15 protein-coding genes and 1 pseudogene are annotated in these 24,816 nt (G+C 66.0%); 2 read left to right on the top strand and 14 right to left on the bottom strand.

Going from position 1 to position 24,816, the window contains the following annotated elements:
- Nucleotide 1: 1 nt before the first annotated feature.
- The 6 genes from paaC to NZ849_RS03740 all read right to left on the bottom strand — a co-directional run bounded on the left by paaC (nucleotide 2) and on the right by NZ849_RS03740 (nucleotide 6,642).
- Nucleotides 2–760, bottom strand: coding sequence for a 1,2-phenylacetyl-CoA epoxidase subunit PaaC (paaC, locus tag NZ849_RS03765; RefSeq protein WP_295404270.1), 759 nt, complete (start codon nucleotides 758–760; stop codon nucleotides 2–4).
- Nucleotides 726–1,307, bottom strand: coding sequence for a phenylacetic acid degradation protein (locus NZ849_RS03760; protein WP_295404267.1), 582 nt, complete (start codon nucleotides 1,305–1,307; stop codon nucleotides 726–728). The genes paaC and NZ849_RS03760 overlap by 35 nt, the downstream gene beginning before the upstream one ends.
- 10 nt (nucleotides 1,308–1,317) lie before the next feature.
- A complete protein-coding gene (gene paaA / locus NZ849_RS03755; RefSeq protein WP_295404264.1) occupies nucleotides 1,318–2,286 on the bottom strand; it encodes a 1,2-phenylacetyl-CoA epoxidase subunit PaaA in 969 nt (322 codons plus the stop codon).
- Between the two features lie 74 nt (nucleotides 2,287–2,360).
- Nucleotides 2,361–4,688 (bottom strand): GNAT family N-acetyltransferase, encoded by a 2,328-nt coding sequence (locus NZ849_RS03750; protein WP_295404262.1) that lies wholly within the window; start codon nucleotides 4,686–4,688, stop codon nucleotides 2,361–2,363.
- Nucleotides 4,689–4,820: 132 nt separating this feature from the next.
- Nucleotides 4,821–5,699: a RodZ domain-containing protein gene (locus NZ849_RS03745; protein WP_295404259.1), complete on the bottom strand. Its 879-nt coding sequence runs from the start codon at nucleotides 5,697–5,699 to the stop codon at nucleotides 4,821–4,823.
- Nucleotides 5,700–5,739: 40 nt separating this feature from the next.
- Nucleotides 5,740–6,642 carry a pseudouridine-5'-phosphate glycosidase gene (locus tag NZ849_RS03740; RefSeq protein WP_295404256.1) on the bottom strand — a complete coding sequence of 301 codons (903 nt, stop codon included), beginning with the start codon at nucleotides 6,640–6,642 and terminating at the stop codon, nucleotides 5,740–5,742.
- A 115-nt stretch (nucleotides 6,643–6,757) separates the two neighbouring features.
- On the opposite strand from NZ849_RS03740, the gene NZ849_RS03735 reads away from it, so the two are divergent.
- A complete protein-coding gene (locus tag NZ849_RS03735; RefSeq protein ID WP_295404254.1) occupies nucleotides 6,758–15,001 on the top strand; it encodes a translocation/assembly module TamB domain-containing protein in 8,244 nt (2,747 codons plus the stop codon).
- Between the two features lie 2 nt (nucleotides 15,002–15,003).
- Here NZ849_RS03735 and ybeY read toward each other — a convergent pair whose 3' ends face one another.
- The 4 genes from ybeY to NZ849_RS03715 all read right to left on the bottom strand — a co-directional run bounded on the left by ybeY (nucleotide 15,004) and on the right by NZ849_RS03715 (nucleotide 19,210).
- Complete coding sequence (gene ybeY, locus NZ849_RS03730) at nucleotides 15,004–15,429, bottom strand: rRNA maturation RNase YbeY (RefSeq protein ID WP_295404251.1); 426 nt, start codon at nucleotides 15,427–15,429, stop codon at nucleotides 15,004–15,006.
- A complete protein-coding gene (locus NZ849_RS03725; protein ID WP_295404248.1) occupies nucleotides 15,430–16,413 on the bottom strand; it encodes a PhoH family protein in 984 nt (327 codons plus the stop codon).
- Nucleotides 16,414–16,888: 475 nt separating this feature from the next.
- On the bottom strand, nucleotides 16,889–17,890 hold the full coding sequence (gene floA, locus NZ849_RS03720; RefSeq protein WP_295404245.1) for a flotillin-like protein FloA: 1,002 nt from the start codon (nucleotides 17,888–17,890) through the stop codon (nucleotides 16,889–16,891).
- 45 nt (nucleotides 17,891–17,935) lie between these two features.
- Nucleotides 17,936–19,210, bottom strand: a complete 1,275-nt coding sequence (locus NZ849_RS03715) for an NfeD family protein (RefSeq protein ID WP_295404242.1) — start codon at nucleotides 19,208–19,210, stop codon at nucleotides 17,936–17,938.
- Nucleotides 19,211–19,301: 91 nt separating this feature from the next.
- Between NZ849_RS03715 and NZ849_RS03710 the strand changes: the two genes are divergently transcribed.
- A complete protein-coding gene (locus NZ849_RS03710) occupies nucleotides 19,302–20,114 on the top strand; it encodes a shikimate dehydrogenase (protein ID WP_295404239.1) in 813 nt (270 codons plus the stop codon).
- A 63-nt stretch (nucleotides 20,115–20,177) separates the two neighbouring features.
- Here NZ849_RS03710 and NZ849_RS03705 read toward each other — a convergent pair whose 3' ends face one another.
- The 4 genes and pseudogenes from NZ849_RS03705 to NZ849_RS03690 all read right to left on the bottom strand — a co-directional run.
- Nucleotides 20,178–21,908: a ribonuclease J gene (locus NZ849_RS03705; protein ID WP_295404236.1), complete on the bottom strand. Its 1,731-nt coding sequence runs from the start codon at nucleotides 21,906–21,908 to the stop codon at nucleotides 20,178–20,180.
- 65 nt (nucleotides 21,909–21,973) lie between these two features.
- Nucleotides 21,974–24,112 carry a polyribonucleotide nucleotidyltransferase gene (pnp, locus tag NZ849_RS03700; protein ID WP_295404233.1) on the bottom strand — a complete coding sequence of 713 codons (2,139 nt, stop codon included), beginning with the start codon at nucleotides 24,110–24,112 and terminating at the stop codon, nucleotides 21,974–21,976.
- Between the two features lie 192 nt (nucleotides 24,113–24,304).
- Nucleotides 24,305–24,574, bottom strand: coding sequence for a 30S ribosomal protein S15 (gene rpsO, locus NZ849_RS03695; protein WP_295404228.1), 270 nt, complete (start codon nucleotides 24,572–24,574; stop codon nucleotides 24,305–24,307).
- Between the two features lie 22 nt (nucleotides 24,575–24,596).
- A pseudogene (locus NZ849_RS03690) lies at nucleotides 24,597–24,816 on the bottom strand (integrase core domain-containing protein); the annotation flags it as partial.

Raw genomic sequence — 24,816 nt, 5'->3', positions numbered from 1 at the left:
ATCACCAGACCTTGGCCTCTGGGTCCCAACGGGCAGTGGACTGCATCTCGGCCAGGAGGCTCCACAGGTGTTCGGTGTGCTGCTCCCGCGAGGTAGGCTGGTATCCCGGATTGATGGGCAGTTTGAGGCCGGCGTTTTGCAGGTGGCGGCTGGCCTGCTCGAGCCACCGTGCCTTGAGGGGCACTAGGTCGGGCACGATGCCCTCGGCCACCAGGAGCTCTTCGCCAGGGATGGGCACAAAAAGCTGCTGGGCGTAGCCCCACTGGAAGTCTAGGGCCTGCTGTAGCCGTCGGTTGGACTCCTCGGTCCCCAGGCCCAGCCGCTCCACCCAGGCCCGGGTGTGCTGAAGGTGAAAACGCTCCTCACGGATGATTTTCTGGGCGGCCCCGGCCAGGGGCGGGTAGGTGCTTTGTTGGGCAGCCTCGAGCCAAAGCGACTCGTACAGGTCAAAGAGGTACTGCCTGAGCATGGTGAAGGCCCAGTCGCCCTTGGGTAGCTCCACCAGCTCGCAGCAGCGGTACTCGTAAGCATCGCGGAAGAAGGCCAGCCGGTCAGGGTCGCTGCCGTCCAGCTCTTTTCGCAGGCCGTACCAGAGTATGGCGTGGCCCAGCTCATCCTGGGTGATGTTGGCCAGGGCGATGTCCTCTTCCAGGATGGGCCCGTGCCCCACCCACTCGCTGTTGCGGTGTGCCAGGATTACCTCGTCGTCGGCCAGGGTGGTCAGCTTAGCAATGAGCGCATCCTTCACCAAAGGCTTCATCCTCCCCCCTCCGCTTGGGCCGGCTCGCGCTCACCGTGGTGTAGTATTGTTGCTGTTTGTAGGTTTTCTCCTTGGCCGGGGCGAACCAGCTCTCCACAGTTTCTTGGCTGGGGTCGCTTCTGTGCACCTTTTCAGCGGCTACCACCCACCAGGCCAGCCCTTCCGCATCCCTAAAGCGGGCCAGGGCCTCCCTAAGAGCCTCCTGAGGTGAGCAGGCCTGTACCTCCCCCACGTGGTCCACAAAGGTCATGGAGCGCTTGTGGCTGGTTTTGCGAAAGACCAGGTAGCTGGTTGGCCGGAGGCCTCGAGCTGGCGTGGCCCCACCCTGCAGCGCTGGGTCCTGGGCTATTTCCTCCTTGGTCCAGGAAAAGACCTCCTCCGCCCGCACCACCCACAGGCTTACCGCCTGGGGCCGCCGGGCAAAGACATTCCGGGCGGTCAGAAGGGCGTGCTCGGGGTCGGCAGCGTGCACTGAGCCCACCGCCTGGTGGGGCTTTCCTGGGGCATCTTGCTTGAAGACCTCCCAACGGGGCCATTGGGTGTCCATCCGGGCCCTCCTACACCGCTACGGCTCTTTGCTGTCTTGCCGCATAGGCTTGGAGCGCCTCCCGCACCCAGGCCCCCTCGGCGTGGGCGCGGCGGCGGGCCTCCAGCCGCTCTTTGTTCATGGGGCCGTTGCCGCCCACCACCTGCCAGAACTCTTCCCAGTTGATGGGGCCGTGCAGCCAGTTCCCGCTCTTTTCGTCGTAGCGCAGCTCGGGGTCGGGAATGCTCAGGCCCGCGGCCAGGATTTCCGGGGCGTGCTCGTTGATGAACTCCTGGCGTACTTGGTCGTTGGTTTTGGTTTTGATGCCCCAGCGGACCAGCACCTCGGTGTTGGGGCTGTCTTTATCGTGGGGTCCCAGCATCATCAGGGCCGGCCACCACCAGCGGTTGATGGCGTCTTGGGCCATGGCCCGCTGCTTGGGGGTGCCGTGGGCGTAGAGCAGCACCATCTCCTTGCCCTGCTTGTGGTGGAAGGTCTCCTCAGCGCAGATCCGCACCATCGCGCGGCTGTAGGGTCCGTAGGAGCACTGGGCCAGCATGGTCTGATTTTTGATGGCCGCTCCGTCCACCAGCCAGCCGATGGTGCCGATGTCGGCCCAGGTGAGGGTGGGGTAGTTGAATATGGAGGAGTACTTGGCCCTGCCCGAAAGCAGCGCCTCCAGCATCTCCTCGCGGCGTACGCCCAGCGTTTCAGCGGCGTGGTAGAGGTACTGACCATGCCCGGCCTCATCCTGCACTTTGGCGATGAGGATGAGCTTGCGCTTGAGGCTGGGAGCACGGGTAATCCAGGCTCCTTCGGGGAGCATACCCACCACTTCGGAGTGGGCGTGCTGGGAGATCATCCGGATGAGCTGGCGGCGGTACTCCTCGGGCATCCAGTCGCCAGGCTCTATCTTCTCACCCCGTCGGATGCGGGCTTCAAACTCGGCCAGGCGCTCCTGGTAGTCGGGGTCGGTGGGAACTCCGTATCTGCCGGGCATGTCTCCTCCTGATCAAACTAACGCTCGTTAGTTTAATTTAGCAGAGGGCACCCCAAAGTTCAAAGTGGGGTGGGTCACGAGGGCTTTGGGTCTTCCCGAGAAGGCCCTTTGAGCCGTACCTGGGCCTCAGTGATGGCGGTAGCTTCAGGCCCCGAGGCCAGCCGCAGCTCGAGCCCCTCCACCTCGGGCAGCTCCTCCAGGAGCCGGGAGACCCGTAGCAGCAGGTCTTGGAGGCTTTCCAGATGAGCAATTCCTCCCAGAGGGGCCAGCATCTCCGCAGCCTCGCGGTCGGTGAGGGGGGTGATGCGCAGGCCGAGGGGCTGCTCGCCCAGGGGCAGCCCGGTAAGCGCCAGGGAGAGCACCGGGCCGAACAGGGGGTCATGCTGAACCCGTAGGGCCAGGGGGATGGCCCCTTTAGGGGGAGGGGATAGCCTAAGGCCGAAGCAGTCCAACAGGGCCTGGACCGTTTCGGGCTTCAGCAGGCCCCTAGCCCCGGCTACCAGGGCTCGGGCTTCGTCCTCGCGGACGTTGTGGTCGGGAATCTCTCCAGGGGGCGTTTTTCTCCACTGGGCGTAGGCATAGGCCGCGCCCAAGGCACGCCCGGCCGACTCTGGAAAGCGATAGGTGGGGATTTGCTCGCCCTCGAGCTGCACCCGGGGCCTTCCCGCGCTCATGAAGCAGGTGAGCAAGGGAATGTCCACCCCCTGGCGGCGGGCCTCCTGGAAGGCCTCACCCAGGGCCTGCTGGACTTCCTCCACGGTGGCGTAGCCCAGCGGAACAAAGAGGGTGATGAGGGCGTGGAAGCCCTCCTTGAGGAGCCTTCTGACGTTTTCCCGGTAAGCCTGGCCCGAGGCCCGGGAGCCCAGGTCCAGCACCTCCGCCTGCATTCCCTCGGTTTCGAGGGCATCTTTGGCTAGGTAGGCGGGTCCCGAAGCGTTGCTCAGCAGGGCTACCCGTGGCCCTTCGGGCAGGGGTTGGTGGGCCAGCAAGGCGGCGATGTCGAACATCTCCTCAAGGTTCTCGGCCCGCACCACCCCGGTTTGCTTGAAGAGGGCCTCCACCACCGCGTCCCGACCCGGCCGCACTGCCAGGATGGGCTTTTTGCGCCCCACCCGTCGGGCAAGCCGCGCGAACCGCCTGGGGTTGCCAAACGACTCCACGTAGAGCAGGATCAGCCCGGTCTCGGGATCTTCCTCCCAGTACTGGATCAGGTCGTTGGAGGAGATGTCCACCTTGGCGCCCAGCGAGACGAAGTTGGAGAACCCCAGACCCATCTCGCGGGCGTACTCCAGCACGGCCAGGCCCACGGCCCCACTCTGGCTTGACATGGCAATCTGGCCCCTGAGCGGTAGCCTTGGGGCCAGCCCAGCGCACAGCTGGACCTCTGGGCTGGTGGTCATGAGGGCCAGCGAGCCTGGGCCCAGCAGGCGCATGCCGTACCGGCGGCAGGTCTGCACCAGGGCCTTGGTCTGGGGCGGCTCCATATCGGTGGTGACCACCATCAAAGCCCGCACGCCCCGCTGACCGCAGGCCTCAGCGGCCTCTAGGACCTTCTCCCGAGGGGTGGTGAGCACCGCCAGGTCTACCGGGCCGGGCACCGCCTTGATGGAGGTGTAGGCCAGCATGGAACCCACCACCGGCACCTCGCCTGCAGCGGGCACGACGGCTGGGTTGACCGGGTAGACCGGCCCTTGGAAGCGGTTCAGCACCAGGTTTTCCAGCACCCTGTAGCCCACGCTCTCCGGGTCGCGGGAGGCCCCTACCACCGCCACGCCCCGCGGGCGCAACACCGGCAGGAGCGAGGCCACCGTAGCCACCCGCTCGCGCAGCTCAAAGCGGGCCAGCATCTCGGGGTTGGGCTCAATTTCAAAGCTGACCTCTACCTCTCCTGCCTCGTTGTGGGCCTCAATTTTGAAGCCGCTGGCCTTGAAGACATCCAGCATCTGCTTGTTTTCGGCCAGGGTGTAGGCGTGGAAGCGCCGGATGCCCCGCCGCACCCCGATGAGGGCCAGCCGCTCCAGGAGCAGGGAGCCTAGGCCGCGGCCCTGGTACCAGTCGTCCACCAGAAAGGCCACCTCTGCCGAGGTAGAGCCAGGGCCTTCTTGCACGTACTCACCGGTGGCGATGATGCGCTCAGGGTCGCCGGTGAGGACCACCAGGGTGACCTTGTCCTCGTCGGGAGGCTTGCGCAGGAGGAGGTCGGCAGCGGTCTCGGGGTCTATTTCCGAAAAGAAGCGGAAGGTGCGGGCTTGGGGGGAGAGGCGCTGGAGAAATTCCACGAAGAGGGGCCGGTCTTCGGGTTGGGCCGGGCGCAGGGTAGCGGTGCGGCCGTCCTTGAGCAGGATGGGGCCGGACTCGAGGGCGTACTGCGGGGTCGGGGGAGGGGTGTAGCGCTCAGCCATAGCCTCACCCTTCAGGATAACCCGGCTTTCCCAGCGAAAAAACGCACCCCTGGGGAAGGCCTGCTGGGTTAGAGGGCTGGGGGTGGTGGACCTGCGTCTCGCAGTGGGCTGAGCGGCGGGTTACGCTGGGGCTCACTCAAAGCGCCGGTTCACGACCTGGCCGGGGTTGCCCATAACGCCCAGGTCCCGCCCATTCAGAATGACCCGCACCGCCCCCGCGTTGCCCACCCGCACGTTCACGGGCAAGGGGTAGCTTTGCTGGGTGCCCGGTCCAGCCGTGCCCTCGAAGAGGATTTGGCCAGTGCGTCCGTCAGCCACGCGCAGCCAGCTCGTCCCCTCAAAGCGGAGGAGCAGGCCGCTGGGAGGGGTGCCCGGGCTGGGGGAGGGCTGGGTGGGGCTGGGGTTGGCGGGCAGGGGGGTCAGGGTGAGGCGCAGGTTGCGGTCGGTTTGCAGGTCGAGCACCTGCTCGTGCCTGCGGTACCCTGGAGCCTCAACCCGCAAGGTGCGCTCCCCTGCCTCTACCCGAACCTCCAGGGGGGACTGCCCCAGAAGAAAGCCGTCCAGATAGACCCGCGCCCCGCTGGGGTCGGTGCTGACCCGGAGGCTGACCTGCTGAGGGGGCGGGGGGAGGGAGGGAGTGGCCGGGGGCGTCGCCTGGGAAGGGGCTGCCGAACGCAAGGCCCACCAGGCTCCGAAGGCCAGCAGGAGGGCCAGCGGGAGCAGCCAGAACCATCTGAGGGGGGGGGGTTGCGGGGGGGGAGGTGTTCTGGTGGGCTCAGGGGGGAGGTTGCTGGGGTAGAGGGCCAGCAGGGGGGCCGGATCAAGCCCCAGGAGCTGGGCGTAGCGCTTTAGGTAGCCTCGAGCCAGGGCAGGCTCGGGCAGCTCATCAAAGCGGCACTCCTCCAGGGCCTCCAGCACTGCCCGGCGCACCTTGAGCGCCTCGGCCGCCTTCCCAAGTTCCAGCCCCCTGCTTTCCCGAGCCTCCTTCAGCCGCTTGCCCAGCTCGCACATTTCCCCCATTCTACGCCACTGCCTGAGGGCGGTCTTGGAGTTAACGCTTCGGGGCCTCTCCGTCCTGGGCTAGGGCCCGCGCAATCTCCGCCGCCAGACGGGCGTTCTCCTGCAGGAGCCGGAGATTGGCCACATCGGTCTGCCCCCCGCTCAGTTCGGAAATCCGCCGCAGCAGGAAGGGGGTCAGGGCCTTGCCGATTACCCCGGCCCGGGCGGCTTCCTGCGTGGCCTGTTCTACCCAGCGCTGGACCTGCCCAAAGGGCAGGCCCTGGGATATGGGGTTGAGGACCAGGGTGGCCCCCGGGAGCCCCAGCCCTCGGGCCGCCAGGAAGGCCCTAGCGGCCTCCTCGGGGCTTTCCACCCGGGCGGGCAGGGGGTAGGGGCTTTGGGGGCTGTGAAAGGCGGGTAGGTGGTTTGTGCGGTAGCCGAGCAGGGCCACCCCGAAGGTCTCCAGCCGCTCCAGTGTGGCTGCCAGGTTGAGGATGCTTTTGGGGCCGGCGGAGACCACCAGGATAGGGGTGCGGGAGAGCTCGAGCAGGTCTGCCGACTCGTCGTAGGGGTGGGGGTGTACCCCCCCGATGCCCCCGGTGGCAAAGACGGGGATGCCCGCCTTGTGGGCCAAAAAGGCGGTGGCGGCCACGGTGGTTCCAGCCCACTTCCCCTGGGCAAGGAGAGCCCCGAGGTTCCACAGGCTGGCCTTTTCGGCACCCTCGTCCCTCGAGAGGGCCTCCAGCTCTTCCGGCTCCAGCCCTACCACCACCTGGCCCTTTACCACGGCAATGGTGGCGGGAATGGCTCCGGCCTGCCGGACGGTGGCCTCGAGGGTCCGGGCAAGCTCCAGGTTGGTGGGACGGGGGAGCCCATGGGTGATGACGGTGGACTCCAGGGCCACCACCGGTTTTCGGGTTTGCAGGGCTTCGGCGATTTCAGGGTGCAGGCGCATGATTCCCAGAATACGCGGAGCGGGGGTTTTTGTCGCATCCTTCTAGGCCCCTTGATTGGCTTTTCATGGGGGTTTTCCTAGATTTTGCTCAGACTTCTGGTCTAGACTAAAAATCGTGCGATTTTTGCGCTGGGCGCCTCTTTTCCTCCTCCTGTTGGTGGGGCTCCCAGCATTTCCACCCCTCATCACCTACGTCCTCCAAGAGGGCCTTAGAGCGGCGGGCTTCCGCGCCACCTGGCGGGCTGCGGGGGGGTACCTGCTGGTGGGCTTTGAGCTGAGGGAGGTCCGGCTGGAGGGTAGGGGCCTCAGGCTCGAGGCCGGCCGGTTGCGGCTGGGGTACAACCTGCTCGGCCTCAGGCGGAAGGAGTTGCCTTTGCGCATCTGGGCTGAGGAAGGGGACCTGCACCTGTCCTGGGAGGCCCTCCTTCCCCAAGGGGCCGGGTCTGCTCCTCCGTCCCTTTTCAGCCTGCGGATTGACGAGCTGGCGCTCAATCGGGTGAGCGTGCAATTGGAGGAGGGAAAGGCGTTTCCTTTGCCCCCCCTGCGGGCGGTTGTGCGGGGTTCGGGGCCGTACCAGGTGGTCCTGAACCTGCCCGAGGGCCGTCTAAGCGCCGTGGTTTACCGCACTGGGCGGGAGCTGGAGGCCTGGCAGGTTGAGTTTCGAGGGGACCTGAGAGCGGCGCGGTACTGGTTCAGCGGCCTGGAGTCGGGAGAGGTGGAGGGGAGCTGGACGGTGGGGCCTCAGGTGAAAAATGGCGTTCTGGGGAGAAACCGGATCAAGAATGCCTCTGTTCGCCTGGTGGGCTTCGCCCTGAGCCAGATTTACGGTGAGGCCGATTTTGATGGGCAGGTGGTGACGGCTAATCTGGTAGGGCGCGGTCTTGACGGCCCCCTAAGGGGCTCGGCCACGGTGGACCTGCCCCGCCAGGAGTACCGCTTCCGGGTAGAGGGGCGGCCCACCCTTCCTGCCCTAGCCCAGCACTTTGGCCTCCGGCTGCCCGTGGAGGGGGGTGGGCCTTTGGTGCTGGAAGGGCGGGGCTGGCAGAGGCTGGAGCTCAGCGGCCGCTACAGCGGGGAGGGCCGCCTTCTGGGTGAGCCTCTGACCTACGAGGGGACCCTGGCCTTTGACCAGAGCTTCCGCCTGGACGCCGTGGTGGACGGGGCCATTTTTGACCGCACCTTCCAGGCCCGGGTGGCCCTGCGAGACGATGCCTACACCGTGACCCTGCGAGACGTCTACCACAGCAACCTACGCCTTTGGGGGAAAGGGCCCCGGCTGGAGGGGCAGGGGGTCTTGGTCTGGCCGCGCCCCCTGCTGGGCGAGGCTGAGCTGCGCTTTTTGGCCCAGGGTGGACGCTGGTCCCTCGAGGTGCTCTCAGAGGGGGTTGGCCTGCCCCTGGCCCGGCCGTTCAGCCTCTCGGGACGGCTGGAGGGAGAGGGGCCTCGGGTGGGAGGGCGGCTGGGGGAGCTCGAGCTGCGGGGGTTCTGGGACGACTTGAGCTTGCGGCTGGGCGGCCTCGAGATGTTGGTAGGCCGCCTGAGCGGTTCAGGCCGCTTCAAGGCAGGCCGCTTCAGCGCCGAGCTGGGCTACGACTCCCCCTACACCCGCTTTCCCATCGCTCTACGGCAGGAGGGTTCAGCCTGGAGGATTTCCAGCCGCTACGGAGAGGGGAGCTACGCCGGGGGGGTTCTTAGCCTGGAGGTGCGGGAGCTGCCCATCGCGCTCCTGGAGCCCCTTCGGCTCTCCGCCGATGTGCGTTACGGCGGCGGTCGGCTTTCCGGGACCTGGGGCCTCAGGGGTGAACGGGTGCAGCTGGTGGGGGAGCTTTACGACCTGGCCACCCGCTACCGGGGGGTGGTGCAGACCCCCTTCCGGCCCCTTAGGCTGGAGGGGACCGCGAACGCGGAGGGCTTGCAGGCCCGGCTTGAAACCCTGCGCATCCGCGCCGACGGGGAGGGTCTGCGCATTGAGGGACCTTTGCGGCTTACCCCGCAGTTGCGGCTGGAGGCCGGCCTGGGCCTACGGGCGGGGGGCTACACAGGGGAGGTGCGCTTCGACTCCCCCTGGCTCGAGGGGAGGCTTGAGGGCCGGGGCGAGGAGCTTTGGCTGAGCACGGAGGGCTACGCCCGGCTTTCGGGCCCGATCTGGCCGGTCCCCAACCTCACCGGACGGCTTACCCTGCCTTCGGCGGGCGGCGTGGAGGTGGAGGAGGTTCCCCTTTGGGTGGGCCGGAGCGAGCTGCGCTGGCCGGAGGGACGGGTCCTGTTTCGGGCAGGTTTTCCCTTTGAGGGCGCGCTTCCCCTGCGCATGGGCGGACAGCCTGCCCGCCTTTGGGCCCGGGGGAACCTCGAGGGAGGGCAGTTGGAGCTCACCACCCCCTATGGCCGGCTTGCAGGCCGGGGGCTTTGGAGGAGCCTTGGTCTGCAGGGACGCCTGGCCTACGGCGGCTACTGGGGTGAGCTGCGGGGCCAGCTTGACCTTCCCCGGCTGGCCTACCAGGGGCGCTTGAGGGTTCCAGAGCTGGAGGGCGAGATGGAGTTCCGCGGCCAGGGGGCCCAGCTGACCTATGCCGCCCAGCTCCAAAACGGCCGTCTGCGGGTGGTGGGGGACTACCAGCCGGCGTCGGAGCCGCTTGAGGGGTTGCGGCTCCGCCTGGTTGCTGCTGACTACAGCCTGGAGCCCTGGGGCTTTCCGGGCCGCCTGCGGGGGGGTTGGTCGGAGCGGGGCGGGCAGCTGACCCTGGATACCCCCTACGGCCAAGCCCGGCTCAGCGGCACCCGCCTGCTGGGGCCGGTGCGTGCCCAGCTGGAGAGCCCCTACGCGCGGCTCCAGGGCTGGGCCAGCCTGGAGGGGTTGGACCTGCGGGGTAGCCTTCGGCTCCCCTACCTGCGGGGTACGCTCGCGGTCTATGGTCCTTGGGAGAACCTGTCCGCTTCGGGGCAGGGTACCTACGGCCTACCCTACCTGGAGCCCCTGCCTTGGCGGTTTGAGGCGGATGTGCTGGAGCAGACCTGGCGGCTGGAGGGGCCCCTGGCGCTTTCAGGCCGCGGCCTGTCGTATAGGGGGCGGGTGAGCTGGCCCTATCGCTGGCAGGGGCGCGGCGGGGTGGTGGAGGGGGAGCTGGCGGGGAAGGCCCTGGAGCTGTGGAGCGAGCTGCGCACCACCTACGCTGGCCTGCCCCTGAAGGCCCGGCTGGAGGCTTACGGGGCAGACCTAAGCCGGCTGCGGGCTACCCTGAGCCTGCCTGAGGGGCAGGTGGAGGTGGAGGGGCTTAGGGCCTACCTTGATCTGGAGACGGGGCCTTTGGCCCGGACGTTCGCTGCCGATGTGCAGGGTCGGTTGCGAGGCTGGCTGGACCTGGAGGGGCGCGGTGAACTGGAAGGGCGCCTATGGGCCTATGGCCAGGAAGTTCAGGTGGACTACAAGGACCGTTCCCTTTCGGCTTTCTTGCCCCAGTACCACGCGGGGGTGCTGCTGGAGCTCGAGCCCGGCCGACCGCTTCGCCTGGTGGGTACGGGCGATCTCGAGGGGGAGCTTACCCTGGGGGAGCGGCTGGAGGGTCGGTTGGCCTACAGGGGGCCCCACCTGGAGGCAGAGGCCGAGCTTGGGGGAAGCCCTCAGCGCCCCCAGGTTGGGCTGGAGCTCCACACCCCGTGGACCCGATTGCGCGCAGACGGGAGCTACACCCTGGCCCAGCAGCGGGGTCAGGCTAAGCTGGAGGTCGAGGGGCCCTACGCGCAAGCCCAGCTCTCCTTGTACACCCTGGGTAGTCGGTACCAGGCCAGCGGGCGGCTGGTGGGATTGCGCTACCTCGAGCAAAGCGGCCCCCTGAGGGTTTTTGGGGAAGGGGCAAGCTGGGGGTTGGTGTGGGATGCCCCTTTGCGGTTAGAGGCTGAAGGGCAGGGGGTTCTGCTGAGGCGGGCGAGGGTTTCAGGGCAGGGCCAGGTGGAGGCCTTGGACCGCCGATTCACCCTGGCGGGCCGGATGGACCTGCTGGAGGGTTCCTTGGATGGGCGCCTACAACTTCGGGGAGAGCAGGTAGACCTGGCCCTGCTGGGCCAGGGCCCCCGGGTTTTGGCCCAGGGGCGGGCCTATGGCGCGGTTGTTCGGGCTTCTGCTGGCCTGGATGGCGCACTTCAGGGCGACCTGGCTTACCGCCAGGGCCTAGGGGTGGCCGCCCTCGAGCTTCAGGCGGGGCTTGGTGGAAGCCTGAGCCGCCCTGAGCTGAGGGGACAGGGAAGGCTTGTGGGCCGGGGTGCCGAGATTGCGCTCAGGTTTGGCTACCGGGAGGGGCTTTGGGCGGAGGCCTGGGGAGCTGGGCTTTCCGCGCGCCTTGAGAACCACCACCTTCGCCTGAACTTCGACGGCAGCCTGGAGCCCTTTCTGGGGCTGCCCCTCCACCTGGTGGCCCAGGGGGAGGGGCCCTGGGAGGGGCTCGAGCTGCCCCTCCGGCTCACCGGCCCCAACCTTTTGGCCGAAGGGAGCTTCTGGCCGGCCCGGCTGGAGGGCCAGCTGGCCGGGCGCTACGAGCGGCAGCGGTTTGAGGTTTTTTACGACGGCCAGCTGCGGCTGCGGCTCGAAGGGCCCTATGCCACCGGGTTGGTTCGCTGGGCCGCGGGGGCCCCCAGCGGCTTGGTAAGCCTGGACTTCCCGGTGGTAGGGGGGCGCTGGACGGGCCGGGCCGACCTGGAGGAGGGCCGGGTTTGGTTGGAGGGGCGCGAGGGTTGGCAGGGTCGGCTCCAGCTCCGGCTCCGCGAGGGCTGGTCCCAGCCAGGGCGCTGGGTTCTTGAGGCGCAGGCCCGGGGGCCTTGGTCGGGCCCGGCCGATTTGCGCTTTGAGGGCCGGTTTGAACTGGATGCTTCGCCCCTGGCGCTGCGGGGCGATGGTTCGCTCTGGATGCCCGAATGGGGGAGGGTGGAGCTCACGGCCCGGGGGCAGGAGGTGGACCTTCGCGGCCGCGATGGGCTGGACCCCCTGCTGGCCCGGATTGACCTCAACCCCCTTCGGCTCAGCTGGTCCTATGGGGGCGCCCTACCGCGGGGGCTGGGGAGCCTGGAGGCCCAGGGCGTCTACCCTGGCCGTTGGCTGGTGGGTCGGTACCGGGTGGCCGGGCAGGAGGTGGCCCTGGAGGGCCAGGAGGATGGTCTCAGGCTCCAGGCCCCGGGTCTGGAAGCCCGCCTGAGCCCTGGGAGCCTCTGGCTCCGGTTGGAGGGGTATCGCCCGGTGGAGGGGCTCTACCTGAGCGGGGGGGTGGAGGGTCCTTGGGGCAACCTGCAGGCTGACCTGGGTTGGGAAGGGGGGGGGCGGAAGGGAAAGGTGGTGGCGCTTTGGCAGGAGGGCCGGCTGGAGGCCCAGTTGGAGGGGGACCTGTCGGGCGCAGTGGCCTACAACGGCGCCTGGTCGGGGCGGGTGGCCTTTCGCGAGGGCTACCTCGAGCTCTCCGGAACGGGCCTCCCGGTGGTGGACGGCCAGGTGTTGGGGATGGCCTTGCGCTTGGCCTACCCCTCCCTCCAGCTGGCCCGCCCTGGGGCCCCTTCCTCCCTGCAGGTCAACCTTGCTGAGGCCAGTGCCTCGGGGGAGCTCCCCCTTGGGCCTGTGGAGGTGCGGGGTCGGGGTGGGCTTTTAGAGGCGGTCTACCCCTTTGCTGAGGGTAGCTTCCGGGCTGAGCTGGACCTGCGCACCTACGAGGTGCGGCTTTCCGCGCCTGAGCTGGGCACGGGTATGCTGCTCTTTTCGAAGGGGCAGCTTAGCGGGGGCCTGAAAATTTCCCTCTACGGCCTTGAGGTGGCCCTGGAAGGGGCTGGAAGGGAGCTTCAAATCCGCGCGACCCATCCCGAGACCCCTTGGCTTCCCTGGAGGGTAGGGGCTTTGGAGGGACAGGTAGGTCTAGACGGGGCCTGGCGCCTGGTTTACAGCGACGCCAAGGAGCAGCGGCTCCAGCTTGAAGGCCGTCTGTTGGAGGCCCGCTTGCTGGCCCAAGGCCCTTGGCTCGAGGGCCAGATGGGATACGCCGCTGGAGCCTGGCAGGGCCGCCTGCGCGCCGAACTCCCACTGGAACCCCTGGCCAGCCGCCTCCAGCTCGAGCTGGAGGGAAGGGGGGCTTTGGAGGCCAGCGGCAACCTGAGCGGCGACCTAGGCCGCTTGCGCCTAGAGGCACGCCTCGCTCAGGCTGGTCTCGAAGCCCGGGCTGGGTTCAGCGACCTGGCCCTGGAGGAGGTGCCCTGGATAAGCACCCGCTTGCCCTTTATTCAGGGTCGCGTCACCGGCCTCATAGAGTACGCGGGGGGGCGGTTGGTGTTCGGGGCGAGCAGCCCGGCGCTTCGGGTCAAGGGGGACGACCTGGCGCTGGCCAGCCGCCTAAGCGGGAGTTGGGAGGGTGGCTCCATGCAGGCTGAGCTGAGCCTAGAGCGTCCCCTGGGGGAAGGGAGCCTGGGTCAGGACGGTATTGCGGGTTCCCAACGCACCTGGTTGCGGCTTCGAGTGCAGAACCATCGGCTCCAGGGGGAAGCCAGGGCAGTGGCCTTTCCGCTGCACTGGTTGTTCTCCACCTGGGCTGGCGACCTGGCGGGCCAGGCTTTTTGGACGGGTCAGGCCCGCTTCAGCCTTGACCTCGCCAACCCCTGGGCTTCTCAGGGGGTCTTGGTGGGGGAGCGGCTGCGTTTTCAGGGAGGGGGCGATGCCCTGGTGGGCAGCGCAGCCTTGCGCTTTGAGGGGGAGCGGCTCTACATAGACCACCTGGCCCTTACGGGCAAGGGCACCTGGAGCGGCTCGGGGTACTACGGGCGTCGGGGCAGCAACCTGCGGCTGGACCTGGAGAACACCGTTTTTACCCCGGTGTTGCAGGTGCTGCCCAACCTCAAGCCCCTGGCTCCAGAGGGCAGCGGTACCCTGAGGCTTCGCTCGAGTGGACAGGTCTTTGACCTGACCCTGGAGAACTTCCGCTTCAAGCTGGGTCCGGTACAGGCCGAAACCCCCCGCGCGGTTTTGCGGGTGGCGGACACCGCCAGTGCGGAAGGGCGCATTCTGCTTACCGCGCCCTTTCCCGCCCAGGCCCAGCTGTCTGGTGAGGGGAGCCTGAACGGCTTCACCGTACGGGCCTCTGGAACCGCCAACCCGCCCCTGCTCAACCCGGGTGAACCCTTTGACCTGAGCTTCAGCTACCCCGCTTACACCATAGACGCCTCCTTGCGCAACCAGCGAGCTCGGCTGTACGGGACACTCTTCCCCCAGCTTGTGCTGACCCTGCAGGGGCTGGTTCCGGTGAGCTATCCGCGCTACTTCCTGCTGGAGGGTCTTCTGGACACCAACCTAATCCTGCGCTACCAACGCGGGGTCTACATTGCCCAGGGGGCGGTGGAGGTGCTACGGGCTCGGTTGGGCCTTCCCGAGGGGCAGCAGGAGGTTTCTATCCCGGCCTCTGAGCCCAAAACCCCGCCGGCCGCAGGGGTACCCCTGGAGTTCGCCAACATCCAGTTCCGCGCTGAGCGGGGCGTCCTGATCCAGGAATCGCTGGTCCAAGGCGAGCTGGCCGGCGAGGTCTACCTGGGGGGCAGCCTGGCCGACCCCTACCTTTCCGGGGAGGTGGTGCCCTTGCGGGGCAATTTCAAGCTCTGGGACCGCGACTTCACCGTCCGCGATCGGGGCCAGGAACGCAGCTACGCTCGCTTTTCGCCCTCGGCGGGTATCCTGCCGGAGCTGCAGATCGTTGCCGATACCACGGTGCAGGATCGGGGTCAGGAAAACCGGCGCGTACAGATCAACCTCACCTTGAAGGGCGAATTTTTGCGCCAGAACGGACGCATCAAGGTCGGCCTCACCCCCTCCTTCACCGCCTGGAGCAACGGCGAGCTGGCTCGCAAGGCCGACGGCCAGGCCTACACCGATGCGGAGATTTATGCCCTGTTGCTGCTGGGCCGCTCTGACCTTTCGGCCCTTCCGGCCGACATCGCCCAGACGGGCCTGCAAGCAGCGGTTCAGAACTTCATCGTGGGCCAGCTCGAGCGCGAGCTGGCCAAGGCCCTGGGGCTGGACCAGGTGCGGGTGGAGATCCCTGCCCTCAATGGAGGTACCCTCGAGGAGACCCGCTTCACCATCGGACGCTACCTGCTCCCCGAGCTGTTTTTTGCTTACAGCGTGGACCTGCGGGGGTATCAGACGGTGTTTGCGGAGTACCAGCAAGGCGACCTGCGCTTCCGCTTCAGCAGTGAGGTGTTTCCCCAACCCCGACCGGAGCTGACCTTGGGCTACACCCTGCGGCCTCTGGGGGCCGACCTGACCCTAGACATCGCTACCGGCGTAGGGGACGGTGCACGGGGGGATGGGGTGCGCTTTGGAATTGGCATAACCTTCCGCTTCTGAGCCTAAATTTCCAGCGCCCGGGCTTGTACCCGGTGGAATCCGGCCCACTCGGTTTCGCTCCGGTGGTCGTGGCCCAGAAGGTGCCACAGGGCGTGGGCGGCCAGCACCCGCAACTCCTCCTCTAGGCTGTGGCCCAAGGCTTCTGCTTGCCGCTGGGCGGTCTCAAGGCTGATCACGATGTCCCCCAGATGGGGAGGGACAAACGGGTCGCCGGGTTCGTAGCTGGGGAATGAGAGGACATCGGTGGGGATGTCCTCACCCCAGTGGGCCTTTTTGAGCGCACGTACCTCTGTGTCGTCGGTTAGGACCAGGGTCAGGGCTTTGTCGCCTTGCCCCAGCTCAACCATGAGCTGCTGCAAGACCCGCCTGAGCTTGCTCCTGATCCCTCTGGGTAGTCGGACATGGGCAACTAGGGCAACGGTGGCCATCTATGAGGAGCGCTCGGTCTCGTACTCGTAGGACTCGTAGGCCTTGATGATGCGGGCCACCAGGGGGTGCCGCACCACGTCCGACTCCAAGAAGCGTTGCTGGGCGATACCCTGGATGCCTTTTAGGACGCGCAAAGCCTCCACCAGGCCGCTTTTTTGAGCCTTGGGCAGGTCTATTTGGGTGATGTCCCCAGTGATGACCACCCGGCTGTTGAAGCCCATCCGGGTTAGAAACATCTTCATCTGCTCGGGGGTGGTGTTCTGAGCCTCATCCAGGATGATGAAAGCGTCGTTTAGCGTACGCCCCCGCATGAAGGCCAGTGGCGCCACCTCAATGACCCCAGACTGGATGTACTGCTCAAAGCGCTCCGCGTCAATCATGTCGAACAGCGCGTCGTAGAGAGGGCGCAGGTAGGGGTCGATTTTGGCCTGTAAATCCCCAGGCAGAAAGCCTAGCCGTTCCCCGGCCTCCACTGCGGGCCGGGTTAGGATGATTCGCTTGACCCTTTTGGCCTTCAGGAAGGCCACCGCCATGGCTACCGCCAGGTAGGTTTTGCCGGTTCCGGCGGGGCCAATTCCAAAGGTGATGTCGTGGGTGCTGATAGCTTCTACGTACCTGCGCTGGCCGGGGGTTTTGGGTTTGAGCCGGCCGGGCAGGACGATTTCCCCTTCCAGGCTGGGGACTGAGGTTTCTTCCGGGAAGGATTGCCCGTTCTCGGCTACCAGGACGACCTGCTCGAGGATTCCCGTGTCGATTTCGGCCCCCTGGCGTATCAGGGTAACCAGGTCCCGCACCACTTGTTCGGCCAGGCGCACGTTCTCGGGCAGACCAGAGATCCGCACCTCCTGCCCCCGTACCACGAGCTGGACGGGGAGAAGCTTGCGCAGGGTCTTGAGGTGCCTATCCCCTTGGCCCAGCAGGGCCAGGGCTTCTTGAGGGGAGCGCAGGGGTACTACCGCCTTGGTTTCCTTACCCTTCTCCAATATCGGCTCCTGGGTTCGGCCAGTATCTGGTGCCAAACCACACCATTCAGAATAGCATCCCTCTGAGTGGACAGTTGCCAGCGAGGGGGCTTTGGTGTTGGCGGGGGTGGGGCCTGAGGCTCGGTTTCCCTTCGGGTCTGAGGCTCCCTCCTGGCTTCCTCCCCCTTGGCTCGGGTGGGGACAGGTTTGGGTCGGGGGGCCTGGGGTTTGGGGACCCCGGGAGGGCTGTGCGGAGCCGGGCGGGCCGCAGGGGGTGGGGCTGAGGGTTGGGGCGGGGTGGTTTGGGGTGTGGGGCTTGGGCTGGGCCTGGATGGGGCGGGCGGCGGCCGGTTTTCCCCTGGGAGGGGAATTTCGTCGGGCTCAAAATCGGGGGGTATCTGCTGCCCGCGCCGCAGAAAGCCCTGGAGGGCTGGAAGGATGATGAAGAAGAAGAGAAAAAGCAGGCCGAGTAGGTCGTCTAGGCCCATACTGCCCCCTAGCGCGGGCTGGTGGTGCCCGAGCCTCCCTCAGGGGTGGCCCCGCCGCTGGCCCGGCTGATGGACTCGCGCATATCGGTGTCGGCCTCGATGTTCTTGAGCTGGTAGTAGTCCATCACCCCTATGCGGCCATTCCGAAGGGCCTCGGCCAGGGCCAGAGGAACCGCAGCCTGGGCCTCCACCAGCTTGGCCCGCATGGCCTCCACCAAGGCGGCGTTTTCCTGCTCCAGGGCTACCGCCATGGCCCGGCGCTCCTCAGCCTTGGCCTGGGCGATCTTCTTGTCGGCCTCGGCCTGGTCAGTGCGGAGCTGGGCGCCGATGTTCTTGCCCACATCCACCTCGGCGATGTCTACGGACAGAATTTCAAAGGCCGTGCCTGCGTCCAGACCTTTGGCCAGCACGGTTTTGGAGATGCGGTCGGGCTGTTCCAGCACCATCTTGTGGTCCTCTGACTGGCCGATGGAGGCCACGATACCCTCGCCCACCCGGGCCACGATGGTCTCCTCCCCAGCCCCACCCACCAGCCGGTCGATATTGGCCCGCACGGTGATGCGCGCGGTGACCAGGAGCTGGATGCCATCCTTGGCCATCCCAGCCACCGTAGGGCTGGTGATGACCTTAGGGTTGACCGAGAGCTTGACCGCCTCCAGCACGTCGCGCCCTGCCAGGTCGATGGCCGCGGCCCGGTCGAAGTTGAGCTTGATGCCAGCTTTGTCGGCGGCGATCAGGGCGTCCACCACCCGGTCCACATTACCCCCCGCCAGGTACTGGGCCTCGAGCTTGGCCGTTTCCACCGGGATGCCAGCTTTGAAGGCTTTGATCATGGGGTTCACGATCTTGGCCGGGGGAATCCGGCGGAAGCGCATCCCCACCAGTGAGGTGAGGGGTACGTTCACGCCAGAGAAGAGCGCGGTGATCCAGAGGGGCACCGGAACCAGATAGAAGAAGAGGAAAACCGCTAGAAGCGCGATACCTGCGAGGATTAGGATGCCTATCTCCATGAACTCCTCCTAAAACCTTGTATACACCCGCCTGTCATCTGGGCCTCAGCCCTCCACCCGCCGCACCACCACCCGCGGGCCCTCCACCTGGATCACCCGGATGGTCTGCCCGCGGTCGATGAACTCCCCCGAGGTGACCACGTCCACCCGGCGCTCGCCGAACTGGGCGGTGCCTGCGGGGCGCAGGTCGGTCAGGGCAACGCCGATGGCCCCCAGCAGCGACTCCAGCTCGTTTTTGGGTGGGGCTTTCTCCTCCACCGCGCTGCTCAGCACAAAGGGCCGGGCAGCCCGGCCTTTAGGCAGGTAGCGGAACATCAGGAAAAGCCCCAGCACCAGGCCGATGATGGCGTAGGAGCCCACCTGCAGAGCCTCGTCCCCGAAGGTGAAGTAAATAGAGGCCCCAATCAGTCCAAGGCCCACCAGGCCTGGGATGCCGAAGCCTGGGGTAACGAAGAGCTCAAAGGCGACCAGGAGTAGCCCAGCGAAGAGCAGGATGACGGTAAGGGCGCTGGAAAGCCCAGCCAGGTACCCTCCGAGGAAGAAGAGCCCCAAAGAGGTGAGGCCAACGATAGCAGGGATGAAGGTGCCCGGGGTGAAGAACTCCAGCACCAGCCCCAAAACCCCCACTGCCAGCAGGATGGCCGCGATGGTAGGGTCGGTGAGGAAGCGGGCGACCCGCACCTGGGGGCCGGGCTCGAGCGTCTCCACCTCGTCGCTAAAGCCTGCTTTCTCCAGGGCTGCCCGCAGGCTCGCCACCTCGGCGTCGGCCACCTTGAGTTCCACCGCCTTTTTGGCCGAGAGGGTCAGGGGCTCACCCTTGGTGGTGATGCCCCGTACCTCTATCTCGGGGTCAACCATGGCCTCTGCGATGTTGGCTGGCCGCCCGCGGGCTTCGGCCACCGCGCGGAACTTGCCTTTGAGCGCGGAGATGACCTTACGGTCGGCGGGGTTGGTGTTTCCCACCACCGGTGTTACCGTGACTGGCAGGGCCGCGCCGATGTTGGAGCCGGGTAGCATCATGATCTGCTGGGCCGCTAAAGAGATTAGGGCCCCTGCGGAAAAGGCGTTTTCCACCAGGGCCAAGGTGGGCACGCTGGAGGCCAGGATGCGGTCGGTGATGCGGATGGCGGCGTCCACCCGCCCTCCAGGGGTGTTGATGCGGAAGACCACCCCGCTGGCCCCCTCCCGTTCAGCCCTTGCCAGCGACTGCTCCACAAAGGTGGCCAAAGGCCCGTCGATGGTCCCCTCTATGGGAACGACGTAGGTCCGCGCCTGCGCCAGGCTGGTCAGCAACAGCAAGGAGAAAATCAGGTTCCTCACCAACTTTATCTTAGCAAGCCAAGCCGGTGGGAGTGTAAGGTGGTCGGTGGGTACCCTGGGCGGGCCCGCCTTTAGGCCGTAGAATCCTTTTGTGAAGCTAGGTCTCATAGGGTTCCCCTTGCACCACACGGTTTCTCCGGCCATGCAGGAGGCGGCCTTGAGGGCGGCAGGGCTTTCAGGCTCCTACCGGCCCTTAGAAACCCCCCCTGAGCGCCTGGAGGAGCGCCTTCAGGAGGTGCGTCGGGGGTATGTAGGGGTCAACGTCACCATCCCCCACAAGGAAAGCGTGCTGGCCTGGCTTGACGCCCTGAGCCCAGAGGCCCAAGCTGTTGGAGCGGTCAACACCATACAGGTAAGGGATGGCAAACTAATCGGCCACAACACCGATGCGCCCGGATTTATAGCCGCTTTGGAGGAGGCCGGTATTGCCTACCGGGGGAAGAGGGCCTTGGTCCTGGGGGCTGGGGGGGCAGCCCGGGCCGTGGTCTATGCCCTTCGAGAAGGAGGGGCCTGGGTGAGGGTGCACAACCGCAGCCTGGAGCGGGCCAGGGCCCTCTGCCGGGACCTGGGGGCCCAGCTGGTTGCAGAGGACGACCTGGAGACGGCGGTTCTGGGTTGCGACCTCCTGGTGAACGCCACCAGTGTGGGGATGAAGGACCCCCACTCCTCCCCCCTGCCGGAAGGGCTTCTGCCTCGCTCGGCCGCGGTGGTGGACATCGTGTACAACCCCCTTCAGACCCGCCTGCTGCGCGAGGCGGCTCGAGCCGGGCTGCCCACCCTGGGGGGTGTGCCCATGCTGGTCTGGCAAGGGGCCTTGGCCTTTGAGCTTTGGACAGGCCTTAGGCCTAACCTGCAGGTAATGTACCGGGCGGCCCTGGGGGTACTGGAGGGGTCGGCGGACTAAGGGCGCCAGGCCCCGTCCCGGTGGCCCTGGCCTGTACGGGGTTGGGGGCTCCTCTGGGGTTCCTCACCCCTGTATCACGATGGGCAGGATTACCGGGTTGCGGCCTGTGTTCTTGGCGATGAATTTCTTCACCGGGTAGTAGATGTCGTCGCGAATCTCCTCCAGCCGCTTTTTCTCCCGCATTCCCCGGTGGAGGGAGTCCAGGGCCATTCTCCGCACCTCGCCCAGAAGCCGCTCTCCGGCCTTCACAAACCCTTTGGAGATCACCTCCACCAACGGGTCGCGGCTCACCAGCGCGGTGATGACCACCACCCCTTCGGCGGCCATGTGATTGCGGTCCTCCAGTATCTCGTCGGTGATGTCGCCTACCCCTAGCCCGTCCACGTAGAGCTGCCCGTGGGGCACCTTACCATCGAACTCTATGCGGTCTGAGGTGAGCCGGATGAGCCGCCCATTCTCGGGAATGAGGACTTTCTCCGGGGGGTTGGGCAGGCTTTCCGCCAACCACTTGAAGTTGACCTGGTGCCGTACCTCGCCGTGCCAGGGTAGGAGGAAGCGGGGCCGAGCTAGGTTCAGAACGGCCTTGAGCTCCTCGTGGCTGGCATGTCCCGAGGCGTGGACCTTGTAGCGGGGCGGGTAGAAGACATAGGCCCCTAGGGCATACAGGCGGTTGATCATGGTGTTCACCGCCTCCTCGTTGCCGGGGATGGGGCTGCTGCTCAGGATAACCGTGTCGCCCTCCTTGATGGCGATTTTGGCGTGGTTCCCCGAGGCCAGCCGGGATAGGGCAGCCTCGGGCTGGCCTTGAGAACCGGTGGCGATGACCAGCACCTGCTCATCCGGCAGGTCCTTGATCTCGTCCAGGGTGTAGAAACGGTCCTTTTGCTTGAAGTAACCCAGCTCGAGGGCGATTCGCGCGTATTTGAGCATCGAACGCCCCTCTACCGCTATTTTCCGCCCGTACTTCTCGCCTGCGCTGACCACCGACTGGATGCGGTGGATGTGGGAGGCGAAGGTGGTCACAAAGATGCGCCCCTTGGCCGCACCGATGACCTTGTCCAGCTCCTCGGCCACCTCGCTTTCGCTGGGGGTGGTGCCAGGCCGCTCGCCGTTGGTGGAGTCGGCGATTAGGCAGAGCACCCCTTCAGCCCCAGCCTGGGCGATTTTCTCCAGGTGGGAGGTCTGGCCATCAATAGGCCGTGGGTCGAGCTTGAAGTCGCCGGTATGGACGATTTTTCCAACCGGGGTGTGGATGACCATTCCGAAGTTGTCGGGGATGGAGTGGGTCATCCGAAAGAGGTCCAGAAGGAAGTAGCGACCGATGCGGATGCGGTCGTCTGTGGAGACCTCTTTGAAGTTGTACTCGCCTGGGTTGATGCCGAATTCCTCCAGCTTTCCTCGCACCAGGCCTAAGGTGAGCCGGGCCCCATAGACCGGTACCTTGGGGAGCTGGGGGAACAGGTAGGGCAAGGCCCCGATGTGGTCCTCGTGGCCGTGGGTAAGTACCCATCCTTTGATTAGGTCCTTGTTCTGGATCAGGTAGTCAATCCGGGGGATGACGATGTCCACCCCCAGCATGTGCTCGTCGGGGAAGGCCAGGCCCCCATCCACAACGAACATTTCATCCTCGTACCGGAACACGGTGATGTTCTTTCCAATCTCTCCGGTCCCACCGAGGAAGACAATTTCAACGGCTCCACCAGGCTTGCCTAGGAGGATGGGCTCCTTGGGTTTTGGCCGGGGTTGCCGGCGGCGCGGCCCCCGGGGACGAATGGGGTTGGAACTCTCGTTCATGTTCCCTCCTGCGGCCACCTCGGGGTCGCCACCCCGAGGCTGAACGGCCGCGCGGATGCACACGGCTAGCGTTTGGCGGGACGGCGGGGTACTATTCCCTCCAGCTCCGGTCGGATTAGGTCGACCCGTCCCTGCTCGTCAATGCTGTTGACCTTGACCCGCACCTTCTGGCCGAGCTTCAGCACATCCTCCACCCTCTCCACCCGCCCTTTGGCGAGCTGGCTGATGTGGAGGAGGCCGTCCTTGCCCGGCAGAATCTCCACAAAGGCACCGAAGTTGGTGATCCGGGTGACCGTGCCCTCGTATATCTCACCTACCTTGGCCTCCGCAGTGAGGCTTAGGATGCGCTTTTTGGCCTCCTCAGCAGCAGCAGCGTTGGCGCTATAGATGCGGATGGTGCCGTCTTGTTCAATGTCAATTTCCACACCTAGCTCCTCGAGCTGCCGGATGTTTTTGCCGCCAGGGCCAATGATGAGCCCAATTTTCTCTGGGCTCACCTTGAGCGCAAGGATGCGCGGCACGTGGGGTTTCATCTCGGCGCGGTGGGTGGGCAGGGCTTGCTCCATAAGCCTTAGGATGTGCAGCCGGGCTTCCCGGGCCTGGTAGAGGGCCTGGCGCATCAGCGCGGGGGACAGGCCTTTGATTTTGATGTCCATTTGCAGTGCGGTGATCCCATCGCGGGTTCCGGTAACCTTGAAGTCCATATCGCCCAGGGCATCCTCCAGCCCTAGGATGTCGGTGAGCACCACCGCCTGCTCCCCTTCCTTCACCAAACCCATGGCCACCCCGGCCACATGCTTTTTGAGGGGAACTCCCGCGTCCAACAAGGCCAGGCAGCCCGCGCAGACCGTGGCCATGCTGGAGGAACCGTTTGACTCCAGCACGTCCCCCACCACCCGGATGGTGTAGGGAAACTCCTCCTGGCTCGGCAACACCGCTCTGAGGCCACGCTTGGCCAGGTTGCCATGCCCCACCTCCCGGCGGCTCACCCCGCGCAGCCGCCGCACCTCGCCGGTAGAGTAGGGAGGGAAGTTGTAGTGGACCAAAAAGGGGTCCTCGGTTTCAATCCCTAGGTCGTCTACCAGCTGGGCATCCCGGCCGGTACCCAGGGTTACTACCCCCAATACCTGTGTTTCGCCCCTGGTGAAGAGGGCCGAGCCGTGGGCTTTGGGGAGAACGTCGGTTTCTATCCAGATGGGCCGTATCTCCGTAGGGGTGCGCCCGTCGGCCCGCCGGTTCTCCTCGAGGATCAGTCGGCGCAGCTCCTTGCGGACCACCTCATCAAAGGCCTCAGCCACCTGCTTGCGCCGGAGGCTGTCCACCGTGCCGTCCTCGGCAGGGGGTGCGAACTCCTCTACCAGCGCCTGGGCGAAGGCCTCCAAAGCCCTGGAGCGCTCACCCTTGGAGGCGGTCTGCAGCACGCTGGAAAGGCCCTTCTCCGTGGCTCGCTGGTAGAGGGCCGCCTGGACTTCGGGCTCGAGCTTGGCAGGGGGAGTAAAGGTGAACTTTTCCTTCCCCAGCTCGCTGCGCATCTGCTCTTGCAGCTCCAGGATGGGCTGCATGGCCTGGTGAGCGAACTCCAGGGCTTCCACCAGCTTGTCCTCCGGGACTTCTTGGGCCGCGGCCTCCACCATGATGATGGCATCCTTGGAGCCGGCTACCACCAAGTCGAGCTGGCTCTCCTCCTGGGCGGTTGGGTTTAGCACCAGTCGGTCGCCCTGCAAGCCCACCCGAACCGCGGCGATGGGGCCTTCCCAGGGGATGTCGGAGAGCATCAGAGCAGCGCTGGCGGCGATGGGACCCAGGATGTCCGGGGTGTTTTCCTGGTCGGCCGAGAGCACGGTGATGATGACCTGTACTTCGTGGCGGAATCCTTTGGGGAATAAAGGCCGGATGGGCCGGTCGGTCAGACGGGCTGATAGTATAGCCTTTTCGCCAGGCCGGCCCTCCCGGCGCATGAAGCTACCGGGAATGCGTCCTACGGCGTAGTGGCGCTCCTCAAACTCCACCGTGAGGGGCAGAAAATCGGCTTCAATGGGGTTCTCGGAGGCCTGGGCGGTGGCCATGACCACGGTGTCCCCGTAGCGCACCCAGACTGAGCCCGAGACCTGCTTGGCGTACTTTCCCGTTTCGATGCTCAGGGTACGGCCCCCTAGCTCCACGCTGTAGCGCTTGCCTTGGGGTACTGGATTGGCTTGACTCATGGTGGCTCCCAATAGCCCAGATTATGCGCTGGGCGCGCATATTTTCCACCGATCTGCTCTGTTCTTCCCCAGCTGGCTCTGCACGTTGCACTTTTCCCAACACCAAGATGCCAGCGGAGCCAACCCCGGGCCCCGCCTACCGAGCTAAGTCCATTGTACATAAAAATCCCCGGGGAGGCCCCGGGGGTTTTTTCACTTCCGAAGACCCAACCTCTCGATGAGGGCTTTGTAGCGGGCCTCATCTTTTCTTTCCAGGTAGCGCAAAAGCCGCTTGCGCTGCCCCACCAACATGAGAAGACCCCGCTTGGCGGACATGTCCTTCCTGTTGGCGGTGAGGTGGGCTGAAAGGCGGTTGATGCGTTCGGTTAGAAGGGCCACCTGCACCTCTGTAGAGCCGGTATCGCCGGGCTTCTGCGCATGCTGCGCGATAATACGGGCTTTATCCTCTCTGGTAAAGGGCATTTCTCACCTCGCCAGGAAAGCCTCAGCCTATCCGCCAAGGCTCCCTCGAGCCCTCGCCGGGCGAGCTAAGTATAGGCTTGCTCCTTGAGCGGGTCAAGCCTTTGTAGTCGGTCAACACATTTGAGACTCTGTGGGGACCGCCTCTCCCCGTATTCTAGCCAGGTACTCTAAAGGGGCCAGGCCCCCCAAGGCCCGGTGGGGTCGCCGGCGGTTGTAGTGGTCCAGGTAGGCGTCAAGCTCCC

This window comes from Meiothermus sp. (assembly GCF_025060375.1).
Lineage (GTDB): Bacteria > Deinococcota > Deinococci > Deinococcales > Thermaceae > Meiothermus.
The sequence above is the reverse complement of the archived record's forward strand: the minus strand, read 5'-3'. Positions and strand labels throughout refer to the sequence as shown.

Excerpts from the sequence above, each read along its gene's own strand:
- rpsO (WP_295404228.1), bottom strand. The coding sequence starts at position 24,574 with ATGCCCTTTACCAGAGAGGATAAAGCCCGTATTATCGCGCAGCATGCG.
- NZ849_RS03750 (WP_295404262.1), bottom strand. The coding sequence starts at position 4,688 with ATGGCTGAGCGCTACACCCCTCCCCCGACCCCGCAGTACGCCCTCGAG.
- paaC (WP_295404270.1), bottom strand. The coding sequence starts at position 760 with ATGAAGCCTTTGGTGAAGGATGCGCTCATTGCTAAGCTGACCACCCTG.
- NZ849_RS03740 (WP_295404256.1), bottom strand. The coding sequence starts at position 6,642 with ATGCGCCTGCACCCTGAAATCGCCGAAGCCCTGCAAACCCGAAAACCG.
- NZ849_RS03705 (WP_295404236.1), bottom strand. The coding sequence starts at position 21,908 with ATGAACGAGAGTTCCAACCCCATTCGTCCCCGGGGGCCGCGCCGCCGG.
- pnp (WP_295404233.1), bottom strand. The coding sequence starts at position 24,112 with ATGAGTCAAGCCAATCCAGTACCCCAAGGCAAGCGCTACAGCGTGGAG.
- NZ849_RS03745 (WP_295404259.1), bottom strand. The coding sequence starts at position 5,699 with ATGTGCGAGCTGGGCAAGCGGCTGAAGGAGGCTCGGGAAAGCAGGGGG.
- ybeY (WP_295404251.1), bottom strand. The coding sequence starts at position 15,429 with ATGGCCACCGTTGCCCTAGTTGCCCATGTCCGACTACCCAGAGGGATC.
- NZ849_RS03760 (WP_295404267.1), bottom strand. The coding sequence starts at position 1,307 with ATGGACACCCAATGGCCCCGTTGGGAGGTCTTCAAGCAAGATGCCCCA.
- floA (WP_295404245.1), bottom strand. The coding sequence starts at position 17,890 with ATGGAGATAGGCATCCTAATCCTCGCAGGTATCGCGCTTCTAGCGGTT.
- paaA (WP_295404264.1), bottom strand. The coding sequence starts at position 2,286 with ATGCCCGGCAGATACGGAGTTCCCACCGACCCCGACTACCAGGAGCGC.